Source organism: Streptomyces sp. S.PNR 29, assembly GCF_030386795.1.
In the GTDB taxonomy this organism is placed as follows: domain Bacteria; phylum Actinomycetota; class Actinomycetes; order Streptomycetales; family Streptomycetaceae; genus Streptomyces.
The window spans coordinates 376008-401219 of the sequence record NZ_JANUQM010000006.1; the positions used below are offsets into that span (position 1 = coordinate 376008).

General features: G+C 68.9%; 30 protein-coding genes and 1 tRNA gene. 7 read left to right on the top strand and 24 right to left on the bottom strand.

Features of this window, described 5'->3' with window-relative positions; translation table 11 throughout:
- Positions 1–11 precede the first annotated feature (11 nt).
- Both NW895_RS18955 and NW895_RS18960 read right to left on the bottom strand, forming a co-directional pair.
- Complete coding sequence (locus NW895_RS18955; protein WP_289936893.1) at positions 12–368, bottom strand: co-chaperone GroES; 357 nt, start codon at positions 366–368, stop codon at positions 12–14.
- A 44-nt stretch (positions 369–412) separates the two neighbouring features.
- The gene (locus NW895_RS18960) at positions 413–742 is read right to left on the bottom strand and encodes a DUF3618 domain-containing protein (RefSeq protein ID WP_289936894.1); all 330 of its coding nucleotides are present in this window, start codon (positions 740–742) and stop codon (positions 413–415) included.
- Positions 743–836: 94 nt separating this feature from the next.
- On the opposite strand from NW895_RS18960, the gene bcp reads away from it, so the two are divergent.
- Together bcp and NW895_RS18970 are read left to right on the top strand one after the other, a co-directional pair.
- Positions 837–1304: a thioredoxin-dependent thiol peroxidase gene (gene bcp, locus NW895_RS18965; protein WP_289936895.1), complete on the top strand. Its 468-nt coding sequence runs from the start codon at positions 837–839 to the stop codon at positions 1302–1304.
- 39 nt (positions 1305–1343) lie between these two features.
- Positions 1344–1430: transfer RNA gene (locus tag NW895_RS18970), tRNA-Leu, on the top strand.
- A gap of 4 nt (positions 1431–1434) precedes the next feature.
- On the opposite strand, the gene rdgB is transcribed toward NW895_RS18970, so the two are convergent.
- From rdgB to NW895_RS18990, 4 genes are all read right to left on the bottom strand, one after another.
- Entirely contained in the window at positions 1435–2037 is a 603-nt protein-coding gene (rdgB, locus tag NW895_RS18975) for an RdgB/HAM1 family non-canonical purine NTP pyrophosphatase (protein ID WP_289936896.1), read from the bottom strand.
- A gap of 33 nt (positions 2038–2070) precedes the next feature.
- Positions 2071–2469: a hypothetical protein gene (locus tag NW895_RS18980; protein WP_289936897.1), complete on the bottom strand. Its 399-nt coding sequence runs from the start codon at positions 2467–2469 to the stop codon at positions 2071–2073.
- A gap of 166 nt (positions 2470–2635) precedes the next feature.
- Positions 2636–3373, bottom strand: a complete 738-nt coding sequence (gene rph / locus NW895_RS18985; protein WP_289936898.1) for a ribonuclease PH — start codon at positions 3371–3373, stop codon at positions 2636–2638.
- Positions 3374–3472: 99 nt separating this feature from the next.
- Entirely contained in the window at positions 3473–3706 is a 234-nt protein-coding gene (locus NW895_RS18990; RefSeq protein ID WP_289936899.1) for a PTS glucose/sucrose transporter subunit IIB, read from the bottom strand.
- Between the two features lie 191 nt (positions 3707–3897).
- Here NW895_RS18990 and NW895_RS18995 point away from each other — a divergent pair, with 191 nt between their 5' ends.
- The gene (locus tag NW895_RS18995) at positions 3898–5148 is read left to right on the top strand and encodes a PTS transporter subunit EIIC (protein WP_289936900.1); all 1251 of its coding nucleotides are present in this window, start codon (positions 3898–3900) and stop codon (positions 5146–5148) included.
- 69 nt (positions 5149–5217) lie between these two features.
- Here NW895_RS18995 and NW895_RS19000 read toward each other — a convergent pair whose 3' ends face one another.
- The 6 genes from NW895_RS19000 to NW895_RS19025 form a co-directional block, all read right to left on the bottom strand.
- Positions 5218–5970 (bottom strand): MBL fold metallo-hydrolase, encoded by a 753-nt coding sequence (locus tag NW895_RS19000; RefSeq protein WP_289936901.1) that lies wholly within the window; start codon positions 5968–5970, stop codon positions 5218–5220.
- A 772-nt stretch (positions 5971–6742) separates the two neighbouring features.
- A complete protein-coding gene (locus NW895_RS19005) occupies positions 6743–7396 on the bottom strand; it encodes a hypothetical protein (RefSeq protein ID WP_289936902.1) in 654 nt (217 codons plus the stop codon).
- A complete protein-coding gene (locus tag NW895_RS19010; protein ID WP_289936903.1) occupies positions 7393–8076 on the bottom strand; it encodes a hypothetical protein in 684 nt (227 codons plus the stop codon). The genes NW895_RS19005 and NW895_RS19010 overlap by 4 nt, the downstream gene beginning before the upstream one ends.
- The gene (locus NW895_RS19015; RefSeq protein ID WP_289936904.1) at positions 8073–8420 is read right to left on the bottom strand and encodes a hypothetical protein; all 348 of its coding nucleotides are present in this window, start codon (positions 8418–8420) and stop codon (positions 8073–8075) included. Before NW895_RS19015 ends, NW895_RS19010 begins: the two co-directional genes overlap by 4 nt.
- 118 nt (positions 8421–8538) lie before the next feature.
- Complete coding sequence (locus NW895_RS19020; RefSeq protein WP_289936905.1) at positions 8539–9843, bottom strand: putative T7SS-secreted protein; 1305 nt, start codon at positions 9841–9843, stop codon at positions 8539–8541.
- A 3-nt stretch (positions 9844–9846) separates the two neighbouring features.
- Complete coding sequence (locus NW895_RS19025; protein ID WP_289936906.1) at positions 9847–10161, bottom strand: hypothetical protein; 315 nt, start codon at positions 10159–10161, stop codon at positions 9847–9849.
- Positions 10162–10330: 169 nt separating this feature from the next.
- On the opposite strand from NW895_RS19025, the gene NW895_RS19030 reads away from it, so the two are divergent.
- Positions 10331–10765, top strand: coding sequence for a type II toxin-antitoxin system PemK/MazF family toxin (locus NW895_RS19030; protein WP_289936907.1), 435 nt, complete (start codon positions 10331–10333; stop codon positions 10763–10765).
- A gap of 4 nt (positions 10766–10769) precedes the next feature.
- Here the strand turns inward: NW895_RS19030 and NW895_RS19035 are convergent, their stop codons facing one another.
- From NW895_RS19035 to clpS, 7 genes are all read right to left on the bottom strand, one after another.
- Entirely contained in the window at positions 10770–11720 is a 951-nt protein-coding gene (locus NW895_RS19035) for a cysteine synthase (protein WP_289936908.1), read from the bottom strand.
- Between the two features lie 5 nt (positions 11721–11725).
- Positions 11726–12004, bottom strand: coding sequence for a MoaD/ThiS family protein (locus NW895_RS19040; protein ID WP_289936909.1), 279 nt, complete (start codon positions 12002–12004; stop codon positions 11726–11728).
- Between the two features lie 124 nt (positions 12005–12128).
- Positions 12129–12224: a putative leader peptide gene (locus NW895_RS41220; RefSeq protein WP_020270288.1), complete on the bottom strand. Its 96-nt coding sequence runs from the start codon at positions 12222–12224 to the stop codon at positions 12129–12131.
- 79 nt (positions 12225–12303) lie between these two features.
- Entirely contained in the window at positions 12304–12726 is a 423-nt protein-coding gene (locus NW895_RS19045) for a M67 family metallopeptidase (protein WP_289936910.1), read from the bottom strand.
- Between the two features lie 146 nt (positions 12727–12872).
- Positions 12873–14297 carry an amino acid permease gene (locus NW895_RS19050; protein ID WP_289936911.1) on the bottom strand — a complete coding sequence of 475 codons (1425 nt, stop codon included), beginning with the start codon at positions 14295–14297 and terminating at the stop codon, positions 12873–12875.
- Positions 14298–14634: 337 nt separating this feature from the next.
- Positions 14635–15246: a DUF2017 domain-containing protein gene (locus NW895_RS19055; protein ID WP_289936912.1), complete on the bottom strand. Its 612-nt coding sequence runs from the start codon at positions 15244–15246 to the stop codon at positions 14635–14637.
- A 12-nt stretch (positions 15247–15258) separates the two neighbouring features.
- Entirely contained in the window at positions 15259–15576 is a 318-nt protein-coding gene (gene clpS, locus NW895_RS19060; RefSeq protein WP_289936913.1) for an ATP-dependent Clp protease adapter ClpS, read from the bottom strand.
- Between the two features lie 110 nt (positions 15577–15686).
- On the opposite strand from clpS, the gene NW895_RS19065 reads away from it, so the two are divergent.
- Together NW895_RS19065 and NW895_RS19070 are read left to right on the top strand one after the other, a co-directional pair.
- On the top strand, positions 15687–17033 hold the full coding sequence (locus NW895_RS19065) for a nicotinate phosphoribosyltransferase (protein WP_289936914.1): 1347 nt from the start codon (positions 15687–15689) through the stop codon (positions 17031–17033).
- Between the two features lie 145 nt (positions 17034–17178).
- A complete protein-coding gene (locus tag NW895_RS19070; protein ID WP_289936915.1) occupies positions 17179–17763 on the top strand; it encodes a nicotinamidase in 585 nt (194 codons plus the stop codon).
- A 29-nt stretch (positions 17764–17792) separates the two neighbouring features.
- On the opposite strand, the gene NW895_RS19075 is transcribed toward NW895_RS19070, so the two are convergent.
- Positions 17793–18155, bottom strand: a complete 363-nt coding sequence (locus tag NW895_RS19075) for a hypothetical protein (protein WP_289936916.1) — start codon at positions 18153–18155, stop codon at positions 17793–17795.
- A 122-nt stretch (positions 18156–18277) separates the two neighbouring features.
- Positions 18278–20626, bottom strand: a complete 2349-nt coding sequence (locus tag NW895_RS19080) for an immune inhibitor A domain-containing protein (protein WP_289936917.1) — start codon at positions 20624–20626, stop codon at positions 18278–18280.
- A gap of 363 nt (positions 20627–20989) precedes the next feature.
- Between NW895_RS19080 and NW895_RS19085 the strand changes: the two genes are divergently transcribed.
- On the top strand, positions 20990–21274 hold the full coding sequence (locus NW895_RS19085) for a hypothetical protein (protein WP_289936918.1): 285 nt from the start codon (positions 20990–20992) through the stop codon (positions 21272–21274).
- A gap of 22 nt (positions 21275–21296) precedes the next feature.
- Here the strand turns inward: NW895_RS19085 and NW895_RS19090 are convergent, their stop codons facing one another.
- The 3 genes from NW895_RS19090 to NW895_RS19100 form a co-directional block, all read right to left on the bottom strand.
- Entirely contained in the window at positions 21297–21977 is a 681-nt protein-coding gene (locus NW895_RS19090; RefSeq protein WP_289936919.1) for an RDD family protein, read from the bottom strand.
- A 109-nt stretch (positions 21978–22086) separates the two neighbouring features.
- Positions 22087–23613 (bottom strand): RDD family protein, encoded by a 1527-nt coding sequence (locus NW895_RS19095; protein ID WP_289936920.1) that lies wholly within the window; start codon positions 23611–23613, stop codon positions 22087–22089.
- A 168-nt stretch (positions 23614–23781) separates the two neighbouring features.
- Positions 23782–25197 carry an FAD-linked oxidase C-terminal domain-containing protein gene (locus tag NW895_RS19100; protein WP_289936921.1) on the bottom strand — a complete coding sequence of 472 codons (1416 nt, stop codon included), beginning with the start codon at positions 25195–25197 and terminating at the stop codon, positions 23782–23784.
- Positions 25198–25212: the final 15 nt, after the last annotated feature.

Genomic DNA, 25212 nt, shown 5'->3' on the forward strand with positions numbered 1-25212 from the left:
CGGCCGTCGGTTCACAGGTAGAGGCCGGTCGAGTCCTCTGCGCCCTCGAAGCGGTCGGCGGCCACGGCGTGCAGGTCGCGCTCGCGCATCAGTACGTACGCGATGCCCCGCACCTCGACCTCGGCACGGTCCTCCGGGTCGAACAGGACCCGGTCGCCCGGCTCCACGGTCCGTACGTTCTGCCCCACCGCGACGACCTCGGCCCAGGCCAGCCGACGGCCGACCGCCGCCGTCGCGGGGATCAGGATGCCGCCGCCGGAACGCCGCTCGCCCTCGCCGGTCTCCTGCCGCACGAGTACCCGGTCGTGCAGCATCCGGATGGGCAGCTTGTCGTGGTGGGTGCTCTGCTCGTTTCTGTTGGCGCTCACGCCTTTGAACCTACCTGCCTTCTCCACATCCGTGCGCGGGTGGGTCAGCCCTTACGGCGCCGCGTGCCCAGGGTGAGCAGCCCGACGACCCCGACGACGACGAGCGCGACGGGCACGACCCGCTCCAGCCGGGGCGCCCCCTCCTCGTCCACGAACTGAGCCCTCACATCACTCACCGCACGATTGACTCCGACGTAGGCCCGCCCGAGCGTGTGGTCGATATGGGACACGACCTTGGCCTTGGCATCCCCCACGATCGTCTTGGGGTGCACCCGCACCCCGATCTCGTCGAGCGTCTCGGCCAGCACCTCGCGACGGCGCCTGATGTCCGCCTCGATCTGCGCCGGGGTTCTGGTGTCCGACGTGTCCGCCACCGTGTCGCCTCCGAAATCGGTTGAAGCCTGTGCCGCACAGTCTGTCAGCTCCATGGCTCACCGTACGGGCAGGACCCCCGGTTACGCTGGTCCGATGAGCGAGCGACTCCAGCCGGGGGACGTGGCCCCCGCCTTCACCCTGCCCGACGCCGACGGCACCGAGGTGTCCCTGGCCGACCACAAGGGCCGCAAGGTCATCGTCTACTTCTACCCGGCCGCCCTCACCCCCGGCTGCACCAAGCAGGCCTGCGACTTCACCGACAACCTGGAACTGCTGGCCGGCGCGGGCTACGACGTCATCGGCATCTCCCCCGACAAGCCCGAGAAGCTGGCCAAGTTCCGCGAGAAGGAAGACCTGAAGGTCACACTGCTGGCCGACCCGGACAAGAAGGTCCTGGAGTCCTACGGCGCCTTCGGCGAGAAGAAGCTGTACGGCAAGACGGTCGTCGGCGTCATCCGGTCGACGGTGATCGTCGACGAGGACGGGAAGGTCGAGCGGGCCCTGTACAACGTGAAGGCGACGGGTCACGTGGCCAAGATCATCAAGGATCTGGGGATCTGAGGACGCTGCCCGACCAGTAGCATGGCCGGGCAGCATCAGGCGGCCGTGGTGGAATTGGCAGTCACGCTGGGTTTAGGTCCCAGTGGGGTAACTCCCGTGAGGGTTCGAGTCCCTCCGGCCGCACCAGTCTTCAGCCGAGCAGCTCCCGCACCACCGGCACCAACCCCCGGAACGCCTCCCCCCGATGGCTGATCGCGTTCTTCTCCTCCGGCGTCAGCTCCGCGCACGTCCGTGTCTCGCCCTCCGGCTGGAGGATCGGGTCGTAGCCGAAACCGCCCGTGCCGGCGGGCTCGTGGCGCAGGACGCCCCGCAAGCGGCCCTCGACCACCCGTTCCGTGCCGTCGGGCAGCGCCAACGCCGCCGCGCAGGCGAAGTGGGCGCCCCGGTGCTCGTCGGCGATGTCGGCGAGCTGGGCCAGCAGCAGCTCAAGGTTGGCCCGGTCGTCGCCGTGGCGGCCTGCCCAGCGGGCGGAGAAGATGCCGGGGGCGCCGTTCAGGACGTCGACGCAGAGGCCGGAGTCGTCGGCCACGGCGGGCAGGCCCGTCGCCCGGGCCAGGGCGTGGGCCTTCAGCAACGCGTTCTCGGCGAAGGTGACGCCGGTTTCCCTGACGTCGGGGATGTCGGGGTAGGCGTCCACGCCGACGAGGTCGTGGGGCAGACCGGCGTCGGCGAGGATGGCCTTCAGTTCGGTGATCTTTCCGGCGTTGCGGGTGGCGAGGATCAGGCGGGTCATGCCCCCAGTATCGCGGGGGCCGGCACCGGCTGATTACGGCGTGCAGACCTTGGTCAGTTCGCCCGCCGCGTCGGTGACCGGGCTGATGTCGGGGGTCTCGTCGCCGTTCTTGACGGCCGTACGGACGTTGTCGACGGCCTTGGCCAGGTCGTCCACGGCCTTGTTGACGTCGGTGTTGTCCGTCTTGTCGCCGATCTTGTCGAGGTTCTTGTCGATGGAGTCGAGGGACTCGTCGAGCTGGGTCGGGTCGTTCGACGCGTTCTCCACGGCCTGCTGGAGTTCGGTGACGCTGTCGGCTATGGCGTCGGCGGTCTGGACGCAGTCCAGCGCCTTGTCGACGGCGTCGCAGCCGGTGGTCAGCCCGGCGGTGAGCACGGCGGCCACCACGGTGGCGGCGACGGCTGCGGTGCGGCGTCGGCGGCTCGCGGCCATGGAACGGTCCCTCCCTTGCGCGCGGGCCAGGCGGCCCTGTCAGCTGGCCGGGCGTACAGGGTTGAGCCGTGCGCCCGTATCTTTAGGGACGCGCCGGGGAGCGGCGCGGTTGCCCGCGCCGACCGCCCGATTTGGTGCGCCCTTTACTCTGCCGTCCGCTGTGCCGTTACCGTTCGAGGGCCGTGTCGAGCGCCTTGCGCTGCAGCGCCGCCAGCTCGGTGCAGCCGGCGACGGCCAGGTCGAGGAGCGCGTTGAGCTCGTCGCGGGCGAAGGGTTCGGCCTCCGCGGTGCCCTGGACCTCGACGAAGCGGCCGTCGCCGGTGCAGACGACGTTCATGTCGGTCTCGGCGCGCACGTCCTCCTCGTAGCAGAGGTCGAGGAGAGGGACGCCGCCGACGATGCCGACCGAGACCGCCGACACGGTGCCCGTGATCGGCTGGCGGCCCGCCCGGATCAGCTTCTTGCGCTGGGCCCAGCCGACCGCGTCGGCCAGGGCCACGTACGCGCCGGTGATGGCGGCGGTGCGGGTGCCGCCGTCGGCCTGGAGGACGTCGCAGTCGAGGACGACGGTGTTCTCGCCGAGCGCCTTGTAGTCGATGACGGCCCTCAGGGAGCGGCCGATGAGGCGGCTGATCTCGTGTGTGCGGCCGCCGATCTTGCCCTTGACGGACTCCCGGTCGCCGCGGGTGTTGGTGGCGCGGGGCAGCATGGCGTACTCCGCGGTGACCCAGCCCTCTCCGCTGCCCTTGCGCCAGCGGGGGACGCCCTCGGTGACGGAGGCGGTGCAGAGGACCTTGGTGTCGCCGAAGGAGACGAGGACGGAGCCTTCGGCGTGCTTGCTCCAGCCGCGTTCGATGGTGACGGGGCGGAGTTGCTGGGGGGTGCGGCCGTCGATTCGTGACATGCGGCTGAGCCTAGCCGTACCTGGGGAAGGGGCCCCTCCTGCGGTGGGAAGGGACCCCTGGGGCCTGTTACGACGGTGGTGGGTGGTGAACGGGGAGGTTCACATCATGTCTTCGATCTCCGCCGCGATCGGGTCGGCGTCGGTGCCGATGACGACCTGGATCGCCGTGCCCATCTTGACGACTCCGTGTGCGCCGGCGGCCTTCAGTGCGGCGTCGTCGACCTTGCCGGGGTCCACGACCTCGGTCCGCAGGCGGGTGATGCAGCCCTCGACCTCTTCGATGTTGTCGATGCCGCCGAGTCCGGCAACGATCTTCTCAGCTTTGCTGGCCATGTTCGCTCTCCCTGATCCGACCCGATGCGACGCCTGCGCCGCGGTGACCAACTGGTCTACACCACCCTGCGGGCGGTCGCCAAACCTCGTCCGGACAGTGCCCGGAATCGAGGGTTCCTTATGCCGCCTTCATCGTGCTACAACAGGTCTACACCACTGAGTGGTGTAGACCACCACCCGATGGAGGGCGTATGAGCACCGCCACCGCAACGGCGGCCCCCGCGAAGAAGCGGGGATCCGGCCTGTTCCAGGGCCTGCAGAAGGTCGGCCGAAGCCTGCAGCTTCCCATTGCCGTGCTACCGGCGGCGGGCATCATGGTACGGCTCGGCCAGGACGACATCTTCGGAAAGGACGGCCTGGGCTGGGACAAGGTCGCGGCCGTCTTCAACGCCGCCGGGGGTGCGATCACCGGCAGCCTGCCGATCCTGTTCTGCATCGGCGTCGCCATCGGCTTCGCCAAGAAGTCGGACGGCTCCACCGCCCTCGCCGCGCTGGTCGGCTTCCTCGTCTACAGCAAGGTGCTCCAGGCGTTCCCGCTGGTGGAAGAGCACATCGAAAAGGGCAGGATCGTCGAGGCGACGTACAACGACCCCGGTGTCCTCGGCGGCATCGTGATGGGTCTGCTCTCGGCCGTGATGTGGCAGCGGTTCCATCGCACCAAGCTGGTGGACTGGCTCGGCTTCTTCAACGGCCGCCGTCTGGTGCCGATCCTGATGGCCTTCGTCGGCACCCTCGTGGGCGTCTTCTTCGTCCTGGTCTGGAAGCCGATCGGCGAGGGCATCACCGACTTCGGCGAATGGATGACCGGCCTCGGCGCGACCGGCTCGGCCCTGTTCGGCCTCGTCAACCGCGCGCTGATCCCCATCGGCATGCACCAGTTCGTGAACACCGTGGCGTGGTTCCAGCTCGGTGAGTTCAAGGACGCCGCGGGCCAGGTCTTCACCGGTGACTACAACCGCTTCCTGCACGGCGACCCGACCGCCGGAATGTTCATGTCCGGCTTCTTCCCGATCATGATGTTCGGCCTCCCGGCGGCGGCCCTGGCCATCGCGCACTGCGCCCGTCCCGAGCGCCGCAAGGCCGTGACGGGGATGATGATCTCGCTCGCGCTGACCTCGTTCGTCACCGGTGTGACCGAGCCGATCGAGTTCTCGTTCATGTTCATCGCCCCTGTGCTCTACGTGATCCACGCGGTCCTGACCGCCGTGTCCATGGCCGTCACCTGGGGCCTGGGCGTGCACGCGGGCTTCAACTTCTCCGCGGGCTTCATCGACTACGCCCTGAACTGGAACCTCGCCACCAAGCCCTGGCTGATCATCCCGATAGGCCTGGTCTTCGGGGCGATCTACTACACGCTGTTCCGCTTCGCCATCACGAAGTTCGATCTGCCGACCCCGGGCCGGGAGCCCGAGGAGGAGGTCGAGGACCTCACCAAGGCGTGAGTGCCGCCGCGACGCGACGAGGCCCCCGGAGCCGATCGGCTCCGGGGGCCTCGGTCATGCGGGTGCGCGTCAGATCTCGTACGTGGCCCCCGGCGCCGCCAGCTCCACCGGACCGTCGAAGACCGCGCGTGCGTCGGCCAGGTTGACCTGGGGGTCGGTCCACGGGGGGATATGGGTCAGCACCAGGCGCCGGGCGCCCGCGCGGGCGGCCGTCTCGCCGGCCTCGCGGCCGTTGAGGTGCAGGTCGGGGATGTTCTCCTTGCCGTGCGTGAAGGCGGCCTCGCACAGGAACAGGTCGGCGTCCTGGGCGAGTTCGTCGAGCGCCGCGCTGACGCCCGAGTCACCGGAGTACGTCAGCGACTTCCCGCCGTGCTCGACGCGGATGCCGTAGGCCTCCACGGGGTGGGCCACGCGCTCGGTGTGCACCGTGAACGGGCCGATCTCGAAGGTGGACGGCTTGACCGTGTGGAAGTCGAAGACCTCGCTCATGGACGAGGCGGTGGGGGTGTCCGCGTAGGCGGTGGTCAGCCGGTGTTCCGTGCCCTCGGGTCCGTAGACGGGGAGCGGGTCGCAGCGGCCGCCGTCGTAGCGGTAGTAGCGCGCGACGAAGTACGCGCACATGTCGATGCAGTGGTCGGCGTGCAGATGGCTGAGGAAGATCGCGTCCAGGTCGTAGAGACCGCAGTGGCGCTGCAGCTCGCCCAGGGCGCCGTTGCCCATGTCGAGGAGCAGCCGGAAGCCGTCGGCCTCGACGAGGTAGCTCGAACAGGCCGATTCCGCGGACGGGAACGACCCCGAGCAGCCGACGACGGTGAGCTTCATGAAGCAGAAACCTCCGCTGGCGGGATGTGAAGACGGGGGTCGTGCGGTGCGTCGAGCGTAAGGCGCAAAACGTCCGGTCGCTCCTCCGGCAAGGGCTGTTGTGGGCGAACTCACCTGAGCGGCGCCGCCATCCGAGCTACCTGGTGTTCAGCTGTTCGGTCATGATCCGAGCACACAGCCGGGGCACCGCGCCGCCTCGGACAGGAACTCCTCGACCGCCTCTCGGTGTCCTCGTCCTCCTCAGGGAACGGGTGGCCATATGTCTCTATAGCCACCGTAACCGTGTCACCGAGACGCGCGGCCACTGTCCTGGGCCCTTTCCCGTGCCTGATCAGAAGGCCGGCGTGGATATGGCGAAGATCGTGGAGACGGGTGCGCGACCTCCACCGTGCGCCGCAGGAAGTCGACGTGGCGGACCTGGAGACCGAACAGCTCACCAGGGGGTCGGTTCGTACCGCCCGCCGGGCAGGTCGGCGCCTGTCTCGGCCGCGCGACGGTCGGCGTTGCCACCGCTTGCCCCGGCCGTGGTCGGCCCCGGCTACGGCCTTCTTTCGTCACGGCTTCCGTCCCGCTGCCCGGTCTCAGCGCGCCGATCCCCGCCGAGCCGGCCTCGCTGAAGATCGCGCCGGGCACGGACGACGCGGTCACCCACCCCGCTGCCGGCGAGTGCGCGATCCACGACGGGCAGATCGGCGAGTCCTACGCCAAGGGCAAGGTCGAAGAGTCACCGACGCGCCTCACCGTCGCAGGACACTGCTTGCAGCGACCAGGATCATGAAGTCTTCCAGGTATCTGCTTCCTCATCCGGGCTGATCCGGATGGTACGGGCGAATTCGTCGATATCGTCGAGAGCTCGGAGGATTCGGCCGGCGTCAGGATCGGCCAGGATGATCAGGACGTCCGCCGCTTCCGTGCCCTTCTCGTAGCGCCAGGCATAGCGGAGGCCGACGTGCACCTCGTTGCTGTCCTCGTCCTGGTAGTAGCGCAGCACCCGCAAGCCGGTTCCCAGATGCGGGGAGTCGAAGTCCTCGACGATGGGTGGCTCGACGGCGTAGCTCGCGTCGGCGTGGGTCAGCTCACGCAGTGCCGTTTTCCGGTCCTCGTCCTCCTCGATCTCCACCAGGTCGACGTACGCGGGGAGCGGGATCTCCCGAGGGTGCGGGAGATGGAGGAAGACCTCGAAGTCCGGAAAGGCTGCGGGGGCCCTGATGGCATACATCAACAGGATGTTGGTCAGCAGGTCGACTTCACCCGGTTCTGATTTCTCCGACGCGAAGTCCTCCCAGAGACCCTCGGCGAAGTAGCGAGCCCACGCCTCAGGTGTTTGTGCCTCCTCGACGTCCTCAAGTCCCGGTTCCGGCCACATGAGTGGGATGCGGATCCATGGGGACAGGTCCATGGCGTGCTTGACGTTGAGCCAGCTCACTCATAACTCCATCTGAACGTTCCGACCACCGCGTCGAACAACTCGACCAGCACGTCGGTGAATTCACCGTCGATATCGCCGTCACCCGGTGTGGAGAAGTTGATGCTGATCCAGCGACCGGGATCATCCGGCACGGGGATCACATAGTCGACCCGCCGCGTCGGCAGGGAGGCCTGCGCTACGGCTTCGGGGGCGGAACTCAGCTTCTGCTCGTCAGGGGTGGAGCGGTAGGCGCGGCGGAGTGCGGGTGCCCCTGCCACGTCAACCGTTGTCGCCGTTCCGCCGGGGACGTCCTCGTTGGCGAGTTGAGCGATCACTGCCTGTGGAGGAACCGCATGGTCTTGGCCGATCGGCATCTCGGCGACGATGAAAGAGGCCATGAGGAAGATTCCCCCGCGCGGGAGCACGGGAAGGTAGAGGTCAAGGCCACCGTTTCTTCTGGCCGCACGGGCGTGCTTCTCCAACTGGCGACGCATGTCCAGTCGGAAGCGCATCGCGTCGTCCCGGGGGATGCCCTCCGGTACTTGCCCCATGTGCGAGAAGAGGATCTTCTCGAGTGCTTCCTTCGTGCCCTCGCGCAGGGGGATGCGGACCCAGCCGGGTGGCAGGATGAGCTCATAGCGGCGGGGAGCGGTCACCTCGACGGAGGGGGACTGTTGCTCCAGGTCGGACGTGCTCACGCGCGGGCCTGCTTCTTGAGCTGGCGGTCGGCCACCAGGATCGTCAGGGAACAGAGCACCGAAATTACGGCCAGCCAGCTGTAGCCGATGGCTCCGATGATGTTCCAGAACAGGTACATGACGGCAACGATCTTGATCGTCTGGGAGAAGTTGGAACCCATCCGCGGGTTACGGATGAGTTCTCGGTTCCTGAGAAACAGGACCAGCATCAGTACAGGCGCAATCATCAACGGCCATGCCACATAATCGTAAGTGAGCCAGTCCATTCCGCCGTACTTGCTGCCAAGGTCCTGGACGGCGAAACAGAGAATCGGCACCAGCGTGTACGCGGCAAGGAACTTCATGGCCCGCGATTCCCGTGGGCTTTTCGCTGGGATTGTCGCCACTGTCTCCACTCCCTCAAATTTCTGCTTTGAACTTCCTCAGACCGGTTGATGCCGGTCAATTTCTACTCCGGAGTGGTCACCAGCGGCTCCCTACTTCGCGCGTCAAGACATCCTTGACGTCACCGTACTGGTTCGCGTAGGGTCCCTTTTCTCCGAGTTTGTCGCCCACGTCCACCGTGGTGGCAGCGCCGTAGTTCAACTTAAACTTCAGAGCAGCCTTTTCCATTGCGTCAGCCGCCCTCACCACCTCGGGATTTCCCCCGAATTCGGCCCGCATCGCCTTGGCGAACTTGGATGCGCTGGCGACCTCCGCTTCGCCGCTCAGCAGGCGGTCCAGTCGGGTCGTCCCGGGCCGTGTTTCCCTCGCCCCGATCTGGCGCAGCGCATCCTTCGCCCGCACTGCTTTCGCACCGCGGGCCGAGTCGGTGCCGTATCGCATGATGTTCTTGTCGAGCAGTTTGCGCAGATTCGCGTACCGCTGGAACCGTCCCGCCCTGCTGGCGGCCTTGAGTGTTGTCGCTGCGGCCTTCACGCCCTTCATCGCGACGCTGCCGAATCCCAGCGTCGCCAGCGCGAAGACGTCCATAGCGACGTCCGCCCAGTTTCCGTCACCGGAGAGGGCCAGCAGCGTGTGGCCGACGCCGACGAGCGCCGTGAGGCTGAGGGTGGTCACTGTGATGAGGGTCGCCAGCCAGCCGACCGGTGTGAAGAGGAGGGCGATCACCCCGATGATGGTCGCTGCCCAACTCAGGACTTCGACGACTTTTTTGATCGTATCGGCATGCTCGTGCACCCAGTCCTTGAAGTTCTCCCATCTGCTGTCCTTGATGATGTCGGAGATGTCGCGGCCGATGTTCTCGGCGTAATACTGGGCGCGGGAGTCGCGTTCGGAGATGACCTGGTTGAGCTGCTTGTGGTACGGCGCCAGGTGGCTGTCGGGGTCGGACTCCTCGGACGCCTTCTTGTCGCCGTCCTTGCCGTCCTTCTTGGCCTCGGCTTCCTTCTTCTTCACCTCGGCAGCGTGTTCCTCGTCGGCCTGCTTCGCGGCTCGGAGTACGCCGTCGGCCCGTTCCTGGAAGCCCTCCAGTTCGTTGGCCCATTTGCCGAGGTCACCGACCACACGTTCGTAGCGGGCCGCCGTCTCGCGGAAGTGCTTCTCGAGGTCGCCGGACTTCTCGCGGATCTTGTCGGCGTACTTGCCCTGCAGCGCGTCGCCGCCGGCGGCCTTGCGCAGGATGGCAGCCTGGTCGCGGAGGGTCGAGGCGAGGTTCTTCATTCTGGTGACCTCGTCGCGGATGTCCTCCGGATCGCCGGGGATCGGGTCCTTCTCCGCCAGCGGGTGCCAGTCGACCGGCCGGCGCCTGCCCTTACCCGTACCCATCGGTTAATTTCCCCCGTTTTTGCCGTGCTTCTTCTCGTTCGCGTTCTTGAGATCGAGGTCCAGCTTCTCGAAGCTCTTGAGCGCGGTCTCTACTTGCTTGCCCAAGTCCTCGACGTTCTCGAGGAGTTCGCGCCGATAGTTGTCCCAGTTGCTGACGAATTCGTCCATCTTGCCGGCGATGCTGCCATGGCCCCAGATGTCATGAATGTCGGCACGGTGCTTGTCGATGCCTTTGAGGGCTTTCTTGATGTCCTTCAGATTTGTCTTCGAGGACTCCAGAAGTGTGTAGTCGACTATCAGGCGGTCGTGCTCCCCCATGAACACCTCCCCGTTTGCTTACGTGGTGAACACGCTCCCGTTGGGGCTCAACCTACCGGCACCGTCACCGCACATGCCTCTCACACCTCAGTGGCACCAGCAAAGGACCCTCCCTCGCGAAAGCGGACAGGGGCGCGCGGTGGTGGCGTACGCCGGTAACGTCGTCCGTATGGACACGTCCTGGTGGTGGCTTGTGCTCGCGGCGGTGATACTGCTCGCGCTTGTTGCCACGCTGGTCGACGGCTGGGGCCCGGGGCGGCGGCCGGAGGGCCGGAGAGGGCCGGGGCACGGGGAGCGGCCGCGGCCGGCGGAGATCTGGTGGGCGAGCGTGCCGTACGAGGACGGGCCGGGAGCCAAGGACCGGCCCTGTCTGGTGCTGGCCGTGCGGCGCAGGCGGGCGAGGGTCGCGAAGATCACCAGTCGGTTCCGCGACGAGCGGTCCGGGGTGATCCCGCTGCCGCCGGGCTCGGTCGGGGACGCCGAGGGGCGGACGAGCTTCCTGGAGACGGACGAGCTGCGGGACGTACCGGTGGGCGACTTCCGGCGGCGGGTGGGAGTGGTGGACCCGGTCCTGTGGGACCAGGTCCGTCATCTCGCCGGGTGAGGACCTACGCCCAGAGCTGGCCCTGGAGCCTGTCGATGGCTTCCTCGGTCGTGGCGGCGGTGTAGACGCCCGTCGAGAGGTACTTCCAGCCGCCGTCGGCCACGATGAACACGATGTCCGCGCTCTCGCCGGCCTTCAGCGCCTTCTTGCCGACGCCGATGGCGGCGTGCAGGGCGGCGCCGGTGGAGACGCCCGCGAAGATGCCCTCCTGCTGGAGGAGTTCGCGGGTGCGGGTGACCGCGTCGGCGGAGCCGACGGAGAAGCGGGTGGTGAGGACGGAGGCGTCGTAGAGCTCGGGGACGAAGCCCTCGTCGAGGTTGCGCAGGCCGTACACCAGGTCGTCGTAGCGCGGTTCGGCGGCGACGATCCTGACGTCGGGCTTGTGCTCGCGCAGGTAGCGGCCGACGCCCATGAGCGTCCCCGTCGTCCCGAGGCCGGCCACGAAGTGGGTGATGGACGGCAGGTCGGTGAGGATCTCCGGGCCGGTGGTGGCGTAGTGGGCGCCCGCGTTGTCCGGGTTGCCGTACTGGTAGAGCATCACCCAGTCCGGGTGCTCGGCGGCCAGTTCCTTGGCGACGCGCACGGCGGTGTTGGAGCCGCCCGCGGCGGGCGACGAGATGATCTCCGCGCCCCACATGCCGAGCAGGTCCCGGCGTTCCTGGGAGGTGTTCTCGGGCATCACGCACACCATGCGGTAGCCCTTGAGCTTGGCCGCCATGGCCAGCGAGATGCCGGTGTTGCCGCTGGTCGGCTCCAGGATCGTGCAGCCGGGGGTCAGGCGGCCGTCCTTCTCCGCCTGCTCGATCATGTGCAGGGCCGGGCGGTCCTTGACCGAGCCGGTCGGGTTGCGGTCCTCCAGCTTCGCCCAGACGCGGACGTCGGCGGACGGCGACAGCCGCGGCAGGTGCACCAGAGGGGTGTTGCCCACCGCGGCCAGCGGGGAGTCGTAACGCATCTCGATCAGGCCATGCCGCCGGCCACGGCCGGCAGGATCGTGACGTTGTCGCCGTCGGACAGCTTGGTGTTGATGCCGTCGAGGAAGCGCACGTCCTCGTCGTTCAGGTACACGTTGACGAAGCGGCGCAGCTGGTCGCCGTCGACGATGCGGGCCTGGATGCCCGCGTGCCTGGTCTCGAGGTCGGCGAAGAGTTCGGCGAGGGTGTCCCCGGTGCCCTCCACCGCCTTCTGACCGTTGGTGTACTGGCGGAGGATGGTCGGGATGCGGACCTCGATGGCCATGGTTGCGGGCTCCTGTCGGAAGGTTTCGTCGGGTCGGTGGCGCGCGGCGGCGCGGGCTTGCGTGGTCGTACGCAGGTGAGACGGATCGCCGCGGCTCACGGCCGTACGGCGGCAGGGTCCGGCGTCAACAGATGGCGCTGGCGAGCCTGCACAGGTCGACGTGCAGCCGCGCCACGAGCAGCATGCCCGGCGTCTTGTCGCTCACGTCGTGGAAAACCATGGGCTCATCGTATCGATTCCCGGCCGGGGCCCCGGAGTGTGATCTCACTGTTCGGACGGAATTCATCCGCACTGCGAGATCAGTAGGACTCCACGACCTTGACCTCCTCCTCCGTGACCTCGCCTTCCACGATCCGGTACGAGCGGAACTGGAACTCGCCGACCCCGTCGGTGTCGGCGGTGGAGACCAGGACGTAGTGGGCGCCCGGCTCGTTCGCGTAGGAGATGTCGGTGCGGGACGGGTATGCCTCGGTCGCCGTGTGGGAGTGGTAGATGATCACCGGCTCCTCGTCGCGGTCGTCCATCTCGCGGTAGAGCTTGAGGAGGTCCTGCGAGTCGAACTCGTAGAAGGTGGGCGAGCGGGCGGCGTTCAGCATCGGGATGAAGCGCTCGGGGCGGCCCTCCCCCACGGGGCCCGCGACGACGCCGCACGCCTCGTCGGGGTGGTCCTCGCGCGCGTGGGCGACGATCTGGTCGTACAGGGCCTGGGTGATGGTCAGCATGACGGTCAGGATAAGCAGAGGGGCACCTCCGTACCGATGGGTGGTACGGAGGTGCCCGCATGCCGGACATCCTGAGCGGCTGCCGCCCGGGGGTGCCACGAGCATCCCCGGCGGACGGACGTCCGTGGTGCGCCGGAACGCGCTGGTCAGCCGACCTTCTCGAACTCCGGGTCGCGGCGCTCGGCGACCGCCGGGTTGCGGCTCTTGAGGATCGCCCAGCCGAGGGCCAGGGCGGCGGCCCAGCCGGCCATGACGTACAGGCAGATACGCGAGTCGGCGTCGTAGGCGATCAGGCCGGTGACGAAGAGCAGGAACGCGATGGCGATGTAGGAGCACACCGCGCCGCCCGGCGCCGGGAAGGAGGAGGCGGGCAGCCGGCCCGCGACCACCGCACGGCGGTAGAGGACGTGGCTGACCAGGATCATCAGCCAGGTCCAGATGCCGGCCGCGGTGGCGACGGAGGTGACGTAGGCGAAGGCCTTCTCCGGGACGACGTAGTTCAGGACCACGCCGATGCCCATGAACAGCACCGAGACGGTGATGCCGAACGCCGGGGTCTTGGTGGCCGACAGCCGGGTGAAGACCTTCGGGGCCTCGCCGTTGTCCGCGAGGGTGCGCAGCATGCGGCCCGTGGAGTACATGCCGGAGTTGCAGGACGACAGGGCCGCGGTCAGCACGACGAAGTTGACGATGCCGGCGCCGGCCGGGATGCCGATCATCGCGAAGGCCTTCACGAAGGGGCTGACGCCCTCCGCGAACTCGGTCCACTTCACCACGCAGAGGATGACGGTGAGGGCGCCGACGTAGAACAGGGCGATGCGCCAGGGCAGGGTGTTGATCGCCTTGGGGAGGGTCTTCTCGGGGTTCTCGGACTCGCCCGCGGTGACGCCGACGAGTTCGACGGCGAGGTAGGCGAACATGACGCCCTGCAGGGTCATCAGGGACGAGCCGATGCCCTTGGGGAAGAAGCCGTCGAAGGCCCACAGGTTGGAGACGGCGGCGGTGTCGCCGGCCGCGCTGAAGCCGAAGGTGAGGACACCGAGGCCGATCACGATCATGCCGATGAGGGCGGTGACCTTGACCATCGAGAACCAGAACTCGATCTCGCCGAACAGCTTCACCGAGATGAGGTTGGCCGCGAACAGGACGACCAGGAAGACCAGGGCCGTGACCCATTGCGGGATCGACGGGAACCAGTAGTTGACGTAGATCGCGGCGGCCGTGAGCTCGGCCATGCCGGTGACGACCCACATCAGCCAGTACGTCCAGCCGGTGAAGTAGCCGAAGAAGGGGCCGAGGAACTCGCGCGAGTACTCGGCGAAGGAGCCCGAGACCGGGCGGTAGAGCAGGAGCTCGCCGAGGGCCCGCATGATGAAGAAGATGATCACGCCGGCGAGGGCGTACATGAGGATGAGGCTGGGGCCGGCCTTGGCGATGTTGGCGCCGGCTCCCAGGAAGAGGCCGACGCCGATGGCGCCGCCGATCGCGATCATCTGGACCTGACGGCTGCCGAGCCCGCGCTCGTACCCCTCTTCAGGGGTGTGCTCACCGGCGACCTGCTCTGAGGTCATGTGTCGTGCGCCTTTCTCCATTTGCCGACCCGGGCCTCTCGTCGGCCTCGGATCGGGTCTCGATCCCCCCGGATTGATGGAGTTGAGCGACTCTGGGAGCCCGCTCGTGCCTGGCCGACGGTCGTCGGCTCGGTGGCGCACCCGGCCGAACATTCGGGTGGTGTTCGCCGGGCGGTCGTGAAGATTTATCACGGCCGCAACAGTGATCACCCGCGCGACATGTGGCGCACGACACAAGAAGAAGAGGACAAAGCGGGCGTAAACAGGACACACGACACGGGTGCGGTGACGTGATCGTTATCCGGATTTGAGCGTCCGCTGAGCGAACACCAGAACGTCACAGATCGCGCATAAGTGTCGAGACAAGAGTCTCCTGGAGCCCACCGAGCCACAGGTACGCCATCACCATCGGCTTGCGCGGGTCCTCGTCCGGCAGGCGGTAGAGGAGGTCGGTCTCGTCCTCGTCGGTGATCTCCAGCCGGGAGCCGATCGCCAGGCGCAGGTCGTTGAGGGCGCCGAGCCACCGCTGGGACTCCTCGGCCGACAGCTTGAGCACCGCCCCGCCCTCGCCCGCCGACGCCAGCTCGTCCAGCGAGCGGATCACCGCGAGGGCGTTGTCGCGCTTGCCGGCCCTGAGGTCGTTCTCGGTGAAGCGGCGGAACTCCGCGGAGTACGCCCGTCGCTCCTCCGCCTCCTGCGGGGACGCCGGCACCTCCTCAGGGTCGCTGTAGGCGTCCGGGAAGAGGCGCCTGAGCACCGGATCGGCGGGCGGCTCGCTCGGCCCCTCGGCGAACAGGTCGGCGAGCGGGTCGTCGGGGGCGTCCTCGGCGGGGCCGGGACCGATGAGCTCCAACAGCTGCACGGCCAGCGACCGGATGATGGAGATCTCGACGTCGTCGAGGGCGACGGCCGCGCCGCCGCCGGGGAGCGGTTCGAAGGTTCCTGGCATCAGGGGTTATCGCTACTTCCGGTCCTGCTGGAGGGTGGCCCACAGACCGTAGCCGTGCATCGCCTGCACGTCGCGTTCCATCTCCTCGCGAGTGCCGCTGGAGACGACCGCCCGGCCCTTGTGGTGGACGTCGAGCATGAGCTTGGTGGCCTTGTCCTTGGAGTAGCCGAAGTACGTCTGGAAGACGTACGTCACATAGCTCATGAGGTTGACCGGGTCGTTGTGGACGATCGTGACCCAGGGGACGTCGGGCTCGGGGACGGCGAAGACCTCCTCCGCCGACTCGGTACGTTCGATCTCTAGGGGAGCGGGTGACGTCACATCACCCATGCTGCCACTGGAGGGGGGTAGTCGCACAAACGGGCCCCCGCGTGCCCCCTCCGACCAGCATCCGAACCGAAATCGTCAAACTGACGAAATCTGGAGTACGATCCACTGCCATGAACACAGCGGACCTTGGGCTGCCGGTGGACGTTCCCTCGACGGCGCTCTTCACGGACCAGTACGAGCTGACCATGCTGCAGGCCGCGCTGAAGGCGGGCACGGCCGGGCGGCGGAGCGTGTTCGAGGTCTTCACCCGGCGGCTGCCGAACGGGCGCCGCTACGGCGTCGTGGCGGGCACCGGCCGGGTACTGGACGCGGTCGAGAACTTCCGCTTCGACGCGGGCGTCCTCGGCTTCCTGCGCAGGCAGGGCATCGTCGACGAGGAGACCCTGACGTGGCTCGCCGACTACCGCTTCAGCGGCGACATCTGGGGCTATCCCGAGGGGGAGGTGTACTTCCCGGGCTCGCCGATCCTGCGGGTCGAGGGCACCTTCGCCGAGTGCGTGCTGCTGGAGACGGTGATCCTGTCGATCCTCAACCACGACTCCGCGATCGCCGCGGCCGCCTCCCGCATGTCGTCGGCCGCCGGTGACCGCCCGCTGATCGAGATGGGCGCCCGGCGCACCCACGAGCTGGCCGCGGTGGCCGCGTCCCGGGCCGCGTACGTCGGCGGCTTCGCCTCCACCTCCGACCTGGCCGCGGGCTTCCGCTACAACATCCCCACCGTCGGCACCTCCGCCCACGCCTTCACCCTGCTGCACGACACCGAGCGGGACGCCTTCCAGGCCCAGGTGAACACGCTCGGCCGGGGCACGACGCTGCTGGTGGACACCTACGACGTCGCCGAGGCCGTCCGTACGGCCGTCGAGATCGCCGGGCCCGAACTGGGCGCGGTGCGCATCGACTCCGGCGACCTGCTGCTGGTCGCGCACCGGGTGCGGCAACAGCTGGACGCGCTGGGCGCGAAGGACACGAAGATCATCGTGACCTCCGACCTGGACGAGTACGCGATCGCCTCGCTGGCGGCGGCGCCCGTGGACGCGTACGGCGTCGGCACCCAGCTGGTGACCGGCTCCGGCCACCCGACGAGCTCGATGGTCTACAAGCTGGTCGCCCGCGCCGAGTCCACCGGCGCGGACGCGCCGCTGATGCCGGTGGCCAAGAAGTCCACCGGCGGCAAGACGTCCCTCGGCGGCCGCAAGTGGGCCGCGCGACGGTTCGACGCGTACGGGGTCGCCGAAGCCGAGGTGATCGGCACCGGACCCGTGCCGGACGAACTCGCCGACCGGCAGCTGCTGGTCGAGCTGGTCAAGGGGGGCGAAGTGGTCGCACGCGAGCCGCTGGACGTCGCACGTGAGCGGCACGCAGGCGCACGCGCGAACCTGCCGCTCTCCGCCACGCAGCTCTCGCGCGGGGAACCCGTCATTCCGACGGAGTACGTCCAGGGGCTCTCGGGTAGCTAAAGCGGGTGCCCCGCGTACGCCCCGCAGAGCCCCTCCCGATCCGCCACCGAACTCAATAGGCTCGGAAGTTCACCGGCCGGGCCGCATCGCTTGCTCCGCAGATTCCCCCCGACCCCACAGTCTCCATAGTCGAAGGACACCGACCATGCGCCGCGCCTTGATCGTCGTAGACGTGCAGAACGACTTCTGCGAGGGGGGCAGCCTTGCGGTGGCCGGGGGCGCCGACGTGGCCGCCGCCATCACCGAGCTGATCGGGCAGGCACCGGCCGGCTACCGCCATGTCGTGGCCACCCGCGACCACCACATCGCACCCGGTGGCCACTTCGCCGACAACCCCGACTACGTCCGCTCCTGGCCCGCGCACTGCGTCGCCGGCACGGAAGGGGTCGGCTTCCACCCGAACTTCGCCCCGGCCGTCGCCTCCGGCTCGATCGACGCCGTCTTCGACAAGGGGGCGTACGCGGCGGCCTACAGCGGCTTCGAGGGCACCGACGAGAACGGCGTGACGCTGGCCGACTGGCTGCGCGCGCGGGAGATCGACGAGGTGGACGTCGTGGGCATAGCGACGGACCACTGCGTGAAGGCCACCGCGCTGGACGCCGTACGGGAGGGCTTTCGCACCCAGGTCCTGCTCGACCTGACCGCCGGGGTGTCCGAGGAGACCACGCAGCGGGCGCTGGAGGAGCTGCGCGAGGCGGGGGTCGAGCTGTCGGGCAAGCCCGTCGTGTAGGACGTGCACGGCCTGGACAGGGCGGCGGCCTACGCCTGCGGCGTCGGGCGTCTCAGCAGGGACCGGATCGGGTGCCACAGCTCCTGGACGAGTTCCGGGCCGGTCGTGACGCCGCCCGTGGGGGACGTGCGCCATATCAGGCCGTCCGGGTGGTGCAGGACCGCCGTGATCTCGTCCGGGGTCGGCGGGGCGGCGTTGCCCCGCAGGTAGACCGCGCCCATGCCCAGGTTGCGCAGCCTGGTCAGGGCGCGCGCCCGGTTCACGGCGTGCACGAGCACGCGCACGCCCCCGGAGGGGGGACCCCCACCAGGTCCGGCGGCGGCGGGGGTGGGCAGGTTGAGCGCCACCACCACCGTGCCGTTCGGCAGCTTGCAGAATCCTCCTGCGGCCATGCGGTCACACCCCCGTGTCAGCCGGTGTCAATAAGGGAACCACAGCACGCACCTAAACACGGATCGGCGGCAACCCGCCAGGGGGTCACCGCCGATCACCTTCTGACCTGCGAAAACGTCGCCTACTTCACTGCGCGTCCGACCTGGAGCGAGATCGTGGAGCCGTCCTTGGCCTCCTTGACGATCTTGATCGTGGTGTTGGTGTCAGTGATCTCGACGCCACCGGTGGGGTTGGACTTGTCGTAGTACGTGCCGGTGTGGTCGTTGAAGAGCGGAACACCCTTGGAGGAGGGGATCCGGGTCGCGACGCCCGCGTTGTGCAGCGTGATGCCGTCCGTCCGGTAGAGGCTGAACGGCGAGTCGTAGGACTGGACGCGGTTGCGCATCAGCGTGCCGTCGGAGAACTTCAGCGCGGCCGGGTGCGAGTCGATGGGCAGGATCAGACCCTTGCCCGGGTGCTGAGTGGTGTTGTTGTCCTTCTGGGAGGTGTCCCACTTCCAGATCAGCAGGCCGTTCTGGTACGGGTAGTGCTCCACCCAGGACGGACGCGTGTTCTGGAAGCCGAAGTTGTACGGGCCGACCTTGAGGGTCTTGTCGTACGACACGTACTGGCGGTTCTCGGCGATGTAGTACTGGTCGTAGTCGTCCGAGATGGACGCGCCGATGCGGGAGAAGCCCTTCGCCGTCCAGGCCGCGTCCGCGCTCTCCGCGTTGTCGGAGAAGAGGGCGCTGCCGTCGGCGGTGACGGTGATCTCGTCGGCCGTGAAGCCCTTCGGGGCCACGCCGCCGTCGGTCTGGTAGCGGAAGCGCAGGTCGATCTTCTTGCCCGCGTACGCGTCCAGCGGGTACGCCAGCTTCCGGTGCTCGGCGGAGGAGCCGGTCAGCGCCGGCTTGCCGCTGGCGTCGCGCGGGATCGCCGTGCCGTCGACCGTGCCGTCGACCGCCGTCCAGGTGGCGCCGCCGTCGGTGGAGACCTCGGTGTAGAGGTAGTCGAAGTCGGCCTCGATGTCGTACCAGCCGTCGAGCGTGAGGGTGGCCGAGGACTTGCCGGTGAGGTCGACGGAGCGGGTCAGGGTGTTGGCGAGGTTGTTGCCGTTGCCGCTCCACCACTGGTTCGCGCCCTGTGCGGGCGCCACGATCTCGGTGGTCACCTGCTTCTTGGGCAGCTCGACCACGAGGGCCTGCTTGTTCTTCGTGTTGTACTCGGCGACGCCCAGCTTGTGCTTGGACTTCGTCGCGGCCTTGGCGGTGTCGTAATTGAGCCAGCCGAGCTGCAGCTTGTCCCAGGCGGTCATGTCGCCGGGCAGGTCGCCGATGGTGTCCTTGCCGGTGCCGAGCCAGGAGCCGGAGGACATCAGGGTCCAGAAGCCGGTGGAGTTGTCGCCCGTGTTGGTGGTGTCGTAGTGGTCCGGCAGACCGAGGTCGTGGCCGTACTCGTGGGCGAAGACGCCGAGTCCGCCGTTCTCCGGCTGGATGGTGTAGTCGCCGACCCAGAGGCCGGTGTCGCCGATCTGGGTGCCGCCGAGCTTGTTGAACTCGGGGCCGGTGGCGCCGGCGTCGGTGCCGAACGCGTACCAGCGGTGGGCCCAGATGGCGTCGTCGCCCTGCGCGCCGCCGCCCGCGGACTCGTCCTCGCCGGCGTGGACGACCTGGAAGTGGTCGATGTAGCCGTCGCGCTCGTTGAAGTTGCCGTCGCCGTCGAAGTCGTAGCGGTCCCACTGGTCGTACTGGGCGAGCTTGGCCTTGATCTCGGCGTCGGTCTTCCCGGCCGCCTTCTGCTGGGAGACCCAGGCGCTCACGCCGTCGGCGACCGCGTACCAGGCGCAGTTGTCGGGGTCGCACTTGTTGGAGCCGTAACGAGCCTCGTTGTAGGGGACCTTGACCCAGTCCGAGACCTCGCCCTCGATCGAGTAGCGGCCCGAGGACTGCTTCTCGTAGTACGTCTTCATCGAGGCGGTGCCGTCGCCGAAGTACAGGTCCTGGAAGTGCTCGCGGTCGTAGTCCGCCTGCCAGGCCGTGGAGTTGTCCTGCTTGCGGTCCGGCTCGGCGATCTGGTTGTGCAGCGGGCCGGGGGTGCCACCGTAGCGGCTGTCGACCTGGTCGCCGAACTCGACCAGGATCGTGAAGATCTTGTCGGTCTTCTCGCGGCCGAGCTCGACGTACTTGCTCTTGCCCTTCTTGCTCTTCAGCTGCACGACCTTCGAGCCGTCACGGTTCTTGACCGTGGCATCGCCCGATATGACCTGCTTCAGGGCTTCTTCTCGCTGGGCGGCCTGAGTCTTGCTCAGCGGGCCTTCCAGATCGTGCTCCTGGTCGGAGTGGGCGCGGTCGGCCGGGTCGGTCCGCTGTACGGACGCCGCCGAGGGGCCTTCGTCGGCCCGCGCCACCGCGAAGGTGGAGAGCGTCGCCGCGGCCGTGGCGAGCGTGACGCCTATCGCGGCCGTTCTGAAGGTCCAGGGTCTGCTGGTCACTTGAGTTCCTCCCCCGCGTTCGTGCGCGCGGAGGAAGGAGTCCTGTGGTGGAGGTGTCCGCGCGCGCGTGGTCAACGCGTGTAGTCAAGTGACGACATTTGACTAGAGGTTAACGAGAAAAGACAGACCTTGACTTGAACAAGTCAATTGCACTATGCGGAGCCGGCGTTCGCTTTACGGACACCGGATGCGCCGTCCAGTAGGCGCGCAGGACCGTCCACGTACCGGACGGCATGACTCCGTGCGCCCCCCGTGCACCGGCACTGTTGGTTAGGTCACGCTTACCGTTCGCTCCACTCGGGCATGCAGGCGATTAGAGGCCTGTCCGCGACCCCCGCCCCCACTTCCGAGGACACGATTGCCATGCCCCGTCCGTCTGCCGCCCAACTCGCCTACGGCTCGTGCACCGTGATCTTCTCGACACTCGCCATGCTGCTGCTGTCGCAGACGAGTTCGGGTGCGGGGATCGCCGTGATCGCGGTCGCGGCGCTCGCCCTCGGACTGCTGGTCGCCCTGACGGTACGGCAGCCCAGGTCCCGTACGGCCGCGCAGGAACGTCCCGCCACCAAGGACACCGTGCGGGCGGCCGCCCCCGTCTCCCTCACCCCGGTCAGGTCCGAGCCGGTGCGCGAGCGGGCGGCCTCCTGACCGACCGGCCTTCAGGGCCGCGTCAACGGGTGCTGACCACCACCGTCCTGGCCGCCTTGTCGTGCAGTCCCTGCTTGTAGGGCCTGTCGAAGAAGCTCCAGCCGCCCGCGATGATGGTCCAGACGCAGGCGCAGCAGAAGGCGAAGGGCAGCCACAGCACCGCCGCGCGCGTCAGCGAGGTCTGCACGGAGGGCGTGGCCCCGTTGTCGAGGTCGGCCACGCGCATGCCCAGCCACCTCTTGCCGAGGGTCTGTCCGGTCCTGGAGATCAGGACGGTGTCGTAGGCGATGTAGAGCACGGCGGCGATGATCGACTGCCCGAACGACTTGCCGACCTCGATCTCGTCGCCGTCCACGGTGTACTCGGTGACACCGAAGCCCCAGCTGAGCAGCCAGACGACGATCCCCACGAGCACCATGTCGATGAGCCGGGCGAGCGTGCGCCTGCCGCTGTCGGCGAGCGGGGGCATGCCGGCGAGCGGATCGGTGGGCTGGTCACCGCCGCCGTAGGGGCCGCCTCCGTAGGGCGGGGGCTGGCCGCCGGGCGGGGTGTCGTACGGCGAGCCCGCGCCCGCCCCGGGAGCTCCGGGACCGCCCGGCCCTGCGGGGCCCTCGGGGCCACCGGGTTCCCCGGGAGGGGGCTGCTTCCTGAACGGGTCGTCTTCTGGCGGCATGCCGGAGCCGGGGGGCGGTTCGCTGCTCATGGCCCGAGTCGACCGCGAACCCTCCGGCTCCGCATCCGGCGGGCGGCCGTCCGGGGTACCGCCTCAGGTCTCCCTCGGGGGAGGGGGCCGAGGGGGCGTCAGAGGCCCCCTAGCCCGCGACGAACGTGTGCGCGGCCTTGTCGTGCCAGCACTGGTGCCACGGCCGGTCGAACAGGCACCACACGACACCGACGATCCCGACGACGAGGAGGCCGGGGACGCTGTAGACCAGCCAGCGGCGCAGGGCGGCGCCGAAGTCCGGGGCCTCGTGGCCCTCGATGTCCCGCACCTCAAGACCCAGCAGCTTCTTGCCGAGGGTGCGGCCCCACTTGGCGGTGGGCAGCGCCTCGTAGACGACGCCGAAGAGCAGCAGGACGGCGAGGACGATGCCGAGGTACAGGGACGTCGTGCCGTCGAGCAGCCAGACGGTGACGGTCTCGCCGGAGAGCCTGGCCGCGTCGATCTTGTCGTTGACGTGGTCGATCGCTCTGGTGCCCAGCGGGACGGCGGCCACGGCGGTGACGCCCGCGAGGACGACGGTGTCCAGCAGCCGCGCGGCCAGGCGCTTGCCGATCGGCGCGGGCCGGGCCGCCGCCTGCCGCCGGGCGGCCGCCTGGAAGACGTCCTCGACCGGCGGCTTCCAGGGCGCGACGGGCTGCTCGTCGCCGGGGGTCCCCGCGAGGCGGTGCACCTGCTGGGCCCAGGAGGACTGACCGCCGCCGGGTCCGGACGTCAGCGGGGTGGGTCCGGGAGCGGGGGCTGGGTGCTGCGGGGTGGCGGGGACGGACTGCGGACCGGACGGAGCCGCCGGGTCGGCCGTGGGGGCCTGGGCCCCGGCGGCTGCCTGCGCGGCGGCCGCGCGAGCGGCGGCGGCCTTGCCGGCACCGAAGCCGGGGGCGCCGGAACCGTGGTGTGGCGCGCCCGTGCTCCCGGCCGCTCCGCCGCCGGGCTGTCCCGTGCGCGGTGAGACGGCGCGGAAGGTCATCGTGCCCTCGTCGGAGGCGGGGCCGCCGGGACCAGGGACGCCGGGAGTACCGGCACCGGGTCCGGAAGCCCCGCCGCCGGAGGCCCCCGCTCCCCCGGGTGTGGCCGTCGGCCGGCGGAACACGAACGTGCTGCCCGCGTCCCGGTCCGACGCGGCCGGCGGGATCGTCGCCGTGCCGTCCGTGCGGGCGGACAGGCCGTCCGGCTGCTGGGCGGGGGCGTCGGCCGGCCGGGCCTCGTCGGGCCCGTCGTCGGCGGGGCGGGACGGGTGCGGCACCCTCGGGTCGGCGCTCTGCGGGGAGCCCCAGGAGACGCGGCGGTCCTGGTCGCCGCCGAAGCCGGACTGGCGGGAGCGGTCGGCGCCCCAGGCGGACGCCGGTTCGGGACGGCTGCCGTGCTGGGACTCGGGCGGAGAGGCCCCGTCGACCGGGTCCTCGTCGAAGAAGTGCGGCCCGGTCTCCTCGACGGCGGGCTGCGCCGGGCGCACGCCGGGCGGTGGGGCGAGCGGTTCGCCGTCCTTGGGCGCCGGACGGCTGGTGCCCGGCACCCAGGCGGCACCGTTCCAGTACCGGACGTATCCAGGGATGGACGGGTCCGGGTAATACCCTTCGCGGGGCCTGTCGTCACCGGGGGCCGGGGTTGGGGCGCTCATGTCCGTCGTCCGGTATCTGCTCGAAGGTGGGATGGGGGGCTCCACATCTATCAGACGAGCGCAACCCCCACCGCCAGTCCCGCCGGACCCGCTCTTTTCCGGGCAACCTCGTACAGGTCCTTCACTCTTGGAGGACAAGGCCCGAAAAAACTTCCGCCTACCCGTGCCTCAGAACAGCTTGCCCGGGTTGAGGAGGCCGAGCGGGTCGAAGACCTGCTTGATCGCCCGCTGCATCTCCACGCCGACCGGGCCGATCTCCCGCGCCAGCCACTCCTTCTTCAGCACGCCCACGCCGTGCTCGCCGGTGATGGTGCCGCCGAGTTCCAGGCCGAGGGCCATGATCTCGTCGAAGGACTCGCGGGCGCGCCGGCACTCGTCGGGGTCCTGGGCGTCGAAGCAGACCGTCGGGTGGGTGTTGCCGTCACCCGCGTGGGCGACGACACCGATGGTGAGCCGGTGCTTCTCGGCGATCGCCTCGACGCCGTCGATCAGGTCGCCGAGCCGGGAACGGGGCACGCACACGTCGTCGATCATCGTCGTGCCCCGGACGGCTTCCAGCGCGACGAGCGAGGACCGCCGTGCCTGGAGGAGGAGTTCGGACTCGGCGGCGTCGTCGGCGGGCACGACCTGGCTCGCGCCGGCGGCCTCGCACAGCGCACCGACGGCGGCGAGGTCGGCGGCCGGGTCAGGGGTGTCGAAGGCGGCGAGGAGCAGGGCCTCGGTGGTCTCGGGCAGGCCCATGTGGGTCAGGTCGTTGACCGCCTTGACCGTCGTACGGTCCATGAGTTCGAGGAGTGAGGGGACGTGCCCTCCCGCCATGATCCCGCAGACGGCGTCGCAGGCGGCGGACGCCGAGGGGAACTCCGCGGCGAGCACCAGCTGCTGGGGCGGCTGCGGTTTCAGCGCCAGGACGGCCCGGACGACGATGCCGAGCGAGCCCTCGGAGCCGACGAACAGGCGGGTCAGGTCGTACCCGGCGACGCCCTTCGCGGTGCGGCGGCCGGTGGACATCAGGCGTCCGTCGGCGAGGACGACGTCCAGACCGAGGACGTACTCGGCCGTCACCCCGTACTTGACGCAGCACAGGCCGCCGGAGGCGGTGCCGATGTTGCCGCCGATGGTGCACATCTCCCAGCTGGAGGGGTCCGGCGGGTAGTACAGACCGTGTTCGTTCACCGCGCGGGAGAGGGTGGCGTTGATGACGCCGGGCTCGACGACGGCGATGCGGTCGACCGGGTCGATCTCAAGGATCCGGTCCATCCGGGTCAGGGACAGCACGATGCAGCCGTCGGTGGCGTTGGCCGCGCCGGACAGACCGGTGCGGGCGCCCTGCGGGACGACCGGGACGCGCAGCTCGGTGGCGGTGCGCATGACGTGCTGCACCTGTTCGGCGGTGCGCGGCAGGACCACCACGGCGGGGGTGCCGGCCGGGCAGAAGCTCGCCATGTCGTTTGCGTAGGAGGCGGTGACGTCGGGGTCGGTGAGGACCGCCTCGGCCGGCAGGCCGCTCAGCAGACGGTCGAGGAGGGTGCCGGTCATGGCCGTGCCTTCGGGGCGGGGCGCTTCGATGCGGCTCATGATCACAGCGTCGCACCCGGG

Coding starts and splice junctions, on each gene's coding strand:
- NW895_RS18980 (WP_289936897.1), bottom strand. CDS start 2,469: ATGGCCGCGAGCCGCCGACGCCGCACCGCAGCCGTCGCCGCCACCGTG.
- NW895_RS19090 (WP_289936919.1), bottom strand. CDS start 21,977: ATGAGCAGCGAACCGCCCCCCGGCTCCGGCATGCCGCCAGAAGACGAC.
- NW895_RS19070 (WP_289936915.1), top strand. CDS start 17,179: ATGCGCCGCGCCTTGATCGTCGTAGACGTGCAGAACGACTTCTGCGAG.
- NW895_RS41220 (WP_020270288.1), bottom strand. CDS start 12,224: ATGGTTTTCCACGACGTGAGCGACAAGACGCCGGGCATGCTGCTCGTG.
- clpS (WP_289936913.1), bottom strand. CDS start 15,576: ATGGGTGATGTGACGTCACCCGCTCCCCTAGAGATCGAACGTACCGAG.
- NW895_RS18995 (WP_289936900.1), top strand. CDS start 3,898: ATGAGCACCGCCACCGCAACGGCGGCCCCCGCGAAGAAGCGGGGATCC.
- NW895_RS19055 (WP_289936912.1), bottom strand. CDS start 15,246: ATGCCAGGAACCTTCGAACCGCTCCCCGGCGGCGGCGCGGCCGTCGCC.
- rph (WP_289936898.1), bottom strand. CDS start 3,373: ATGTCACGAATCGACGGCCGCACCCCCCAGCAACTCCGCCCCGTCACC.
- NW895_RS19030 (WP_289936907.1), top strand. CDS start 10,331: ATGGACACGTCCTGGTGGTGGCTTGTGCTCGCGGCGGTGATACTGCTC.
- NW895_RS19085 (WP_289936918.1), top strand. CDS start 20,990: ATGCCCCGTCCGTCTGCCGCCCAACTCGCCTACGGCTCGTGCACCGTG.
- NW895_RS19015 (WP_289936904.1), bottom strand. CDS start 8,420: ATGAAGTTCCTTGCCGCGTACACGCTGGTGCCGATTCTCTGTTTCGCC.
- NW895_RS19020 (WP_289936905.1), bottom strand. CDS start 9,843: ATGGGTACGGGTAAGGGCAGGCGCCGGCCGGTCGACTGGCACCCGCTG.
- NW895_RS18990 (WP_289936899.1), bottom strand. CDS start 3,706: ATGGCCAGCAAAGCTGAGAAGATCGTTGCCGGACTCGGCGGCATCGAC.
- NW895_RS19000 (WP_289936901.1), bottom strand. CDS start 5,970: ATGAAGCTCACCGTCGTCGGCTGCTCGGGGTCGTTCCCGTCCGCGGAA.
- NW895_RS19040 (WP_289936909.1), bottom strand. CDS start 12,004: ATGGCCATCGAGGTCCGCATCCCGACCATCCTCCGCCAGTACACCAAC.
- NW895_RS19065 (WP_289936914.1), top strand. CDS start 15,687: ATGAACACAGCGGACCTTGGGCTGCCGGTGGACGTTCCCTCGACGGCG.
- bcp (WP_289936895.1), top strand. CDS start 837: ATGAGCGAGCGACTCCAGCCGGGGGACGTGGCCCCCGCCTTCACCCTG.
- NW895_RS19050 (WP_289936911.1), bottom strand. CDS start 14,297: ATGACCTCAGAGCAGGTCGCCGGTGAGCACACCCCTGAAGAGGGGTAC.
- NW895_RS19045 (WP_289936910.1), bottom strand. CDS start 12,726: ATGCTGACCATCACCCAGGCCCTGTACGACCAGATCGTCGCCCACGCG.
- NW895_RS19035 (WP_289936908.1), bottom strand. CDS start 11,720: ATGCGTTACGACTCCCCGCTGGCCGCGGTGGGCAACACCCCTCTGGTG.
- NW895_RS19025 (WP_289936906.1), bottom strand. CDS start 10,161: ATGGGGGAGCACGACCGCCTGATAGTCGACTACACACTTCTGGAGTCC.
- NW895_RS19095 (WP_289936920.1), bottom strand. CDS start 23,613: ATGAGCGCCCCAACCCCGGCCCCCGGTGACGACAGGCCCCGCGAAGGG.
- NW895_RS19075 (WP_289936916.1), bottom strand. CDS start 18,155: ATGGCCGCAGGAGGATTCTGCAAGCTGCCGAACGGCACGGTGGTGGTG.
- rdgB (WP_289936896.1), bottom strand. CDS start 2,037: ATGACCCGCCTGATCCTCGCCACCCGCAACGCCGGAAAGATCACCGAA.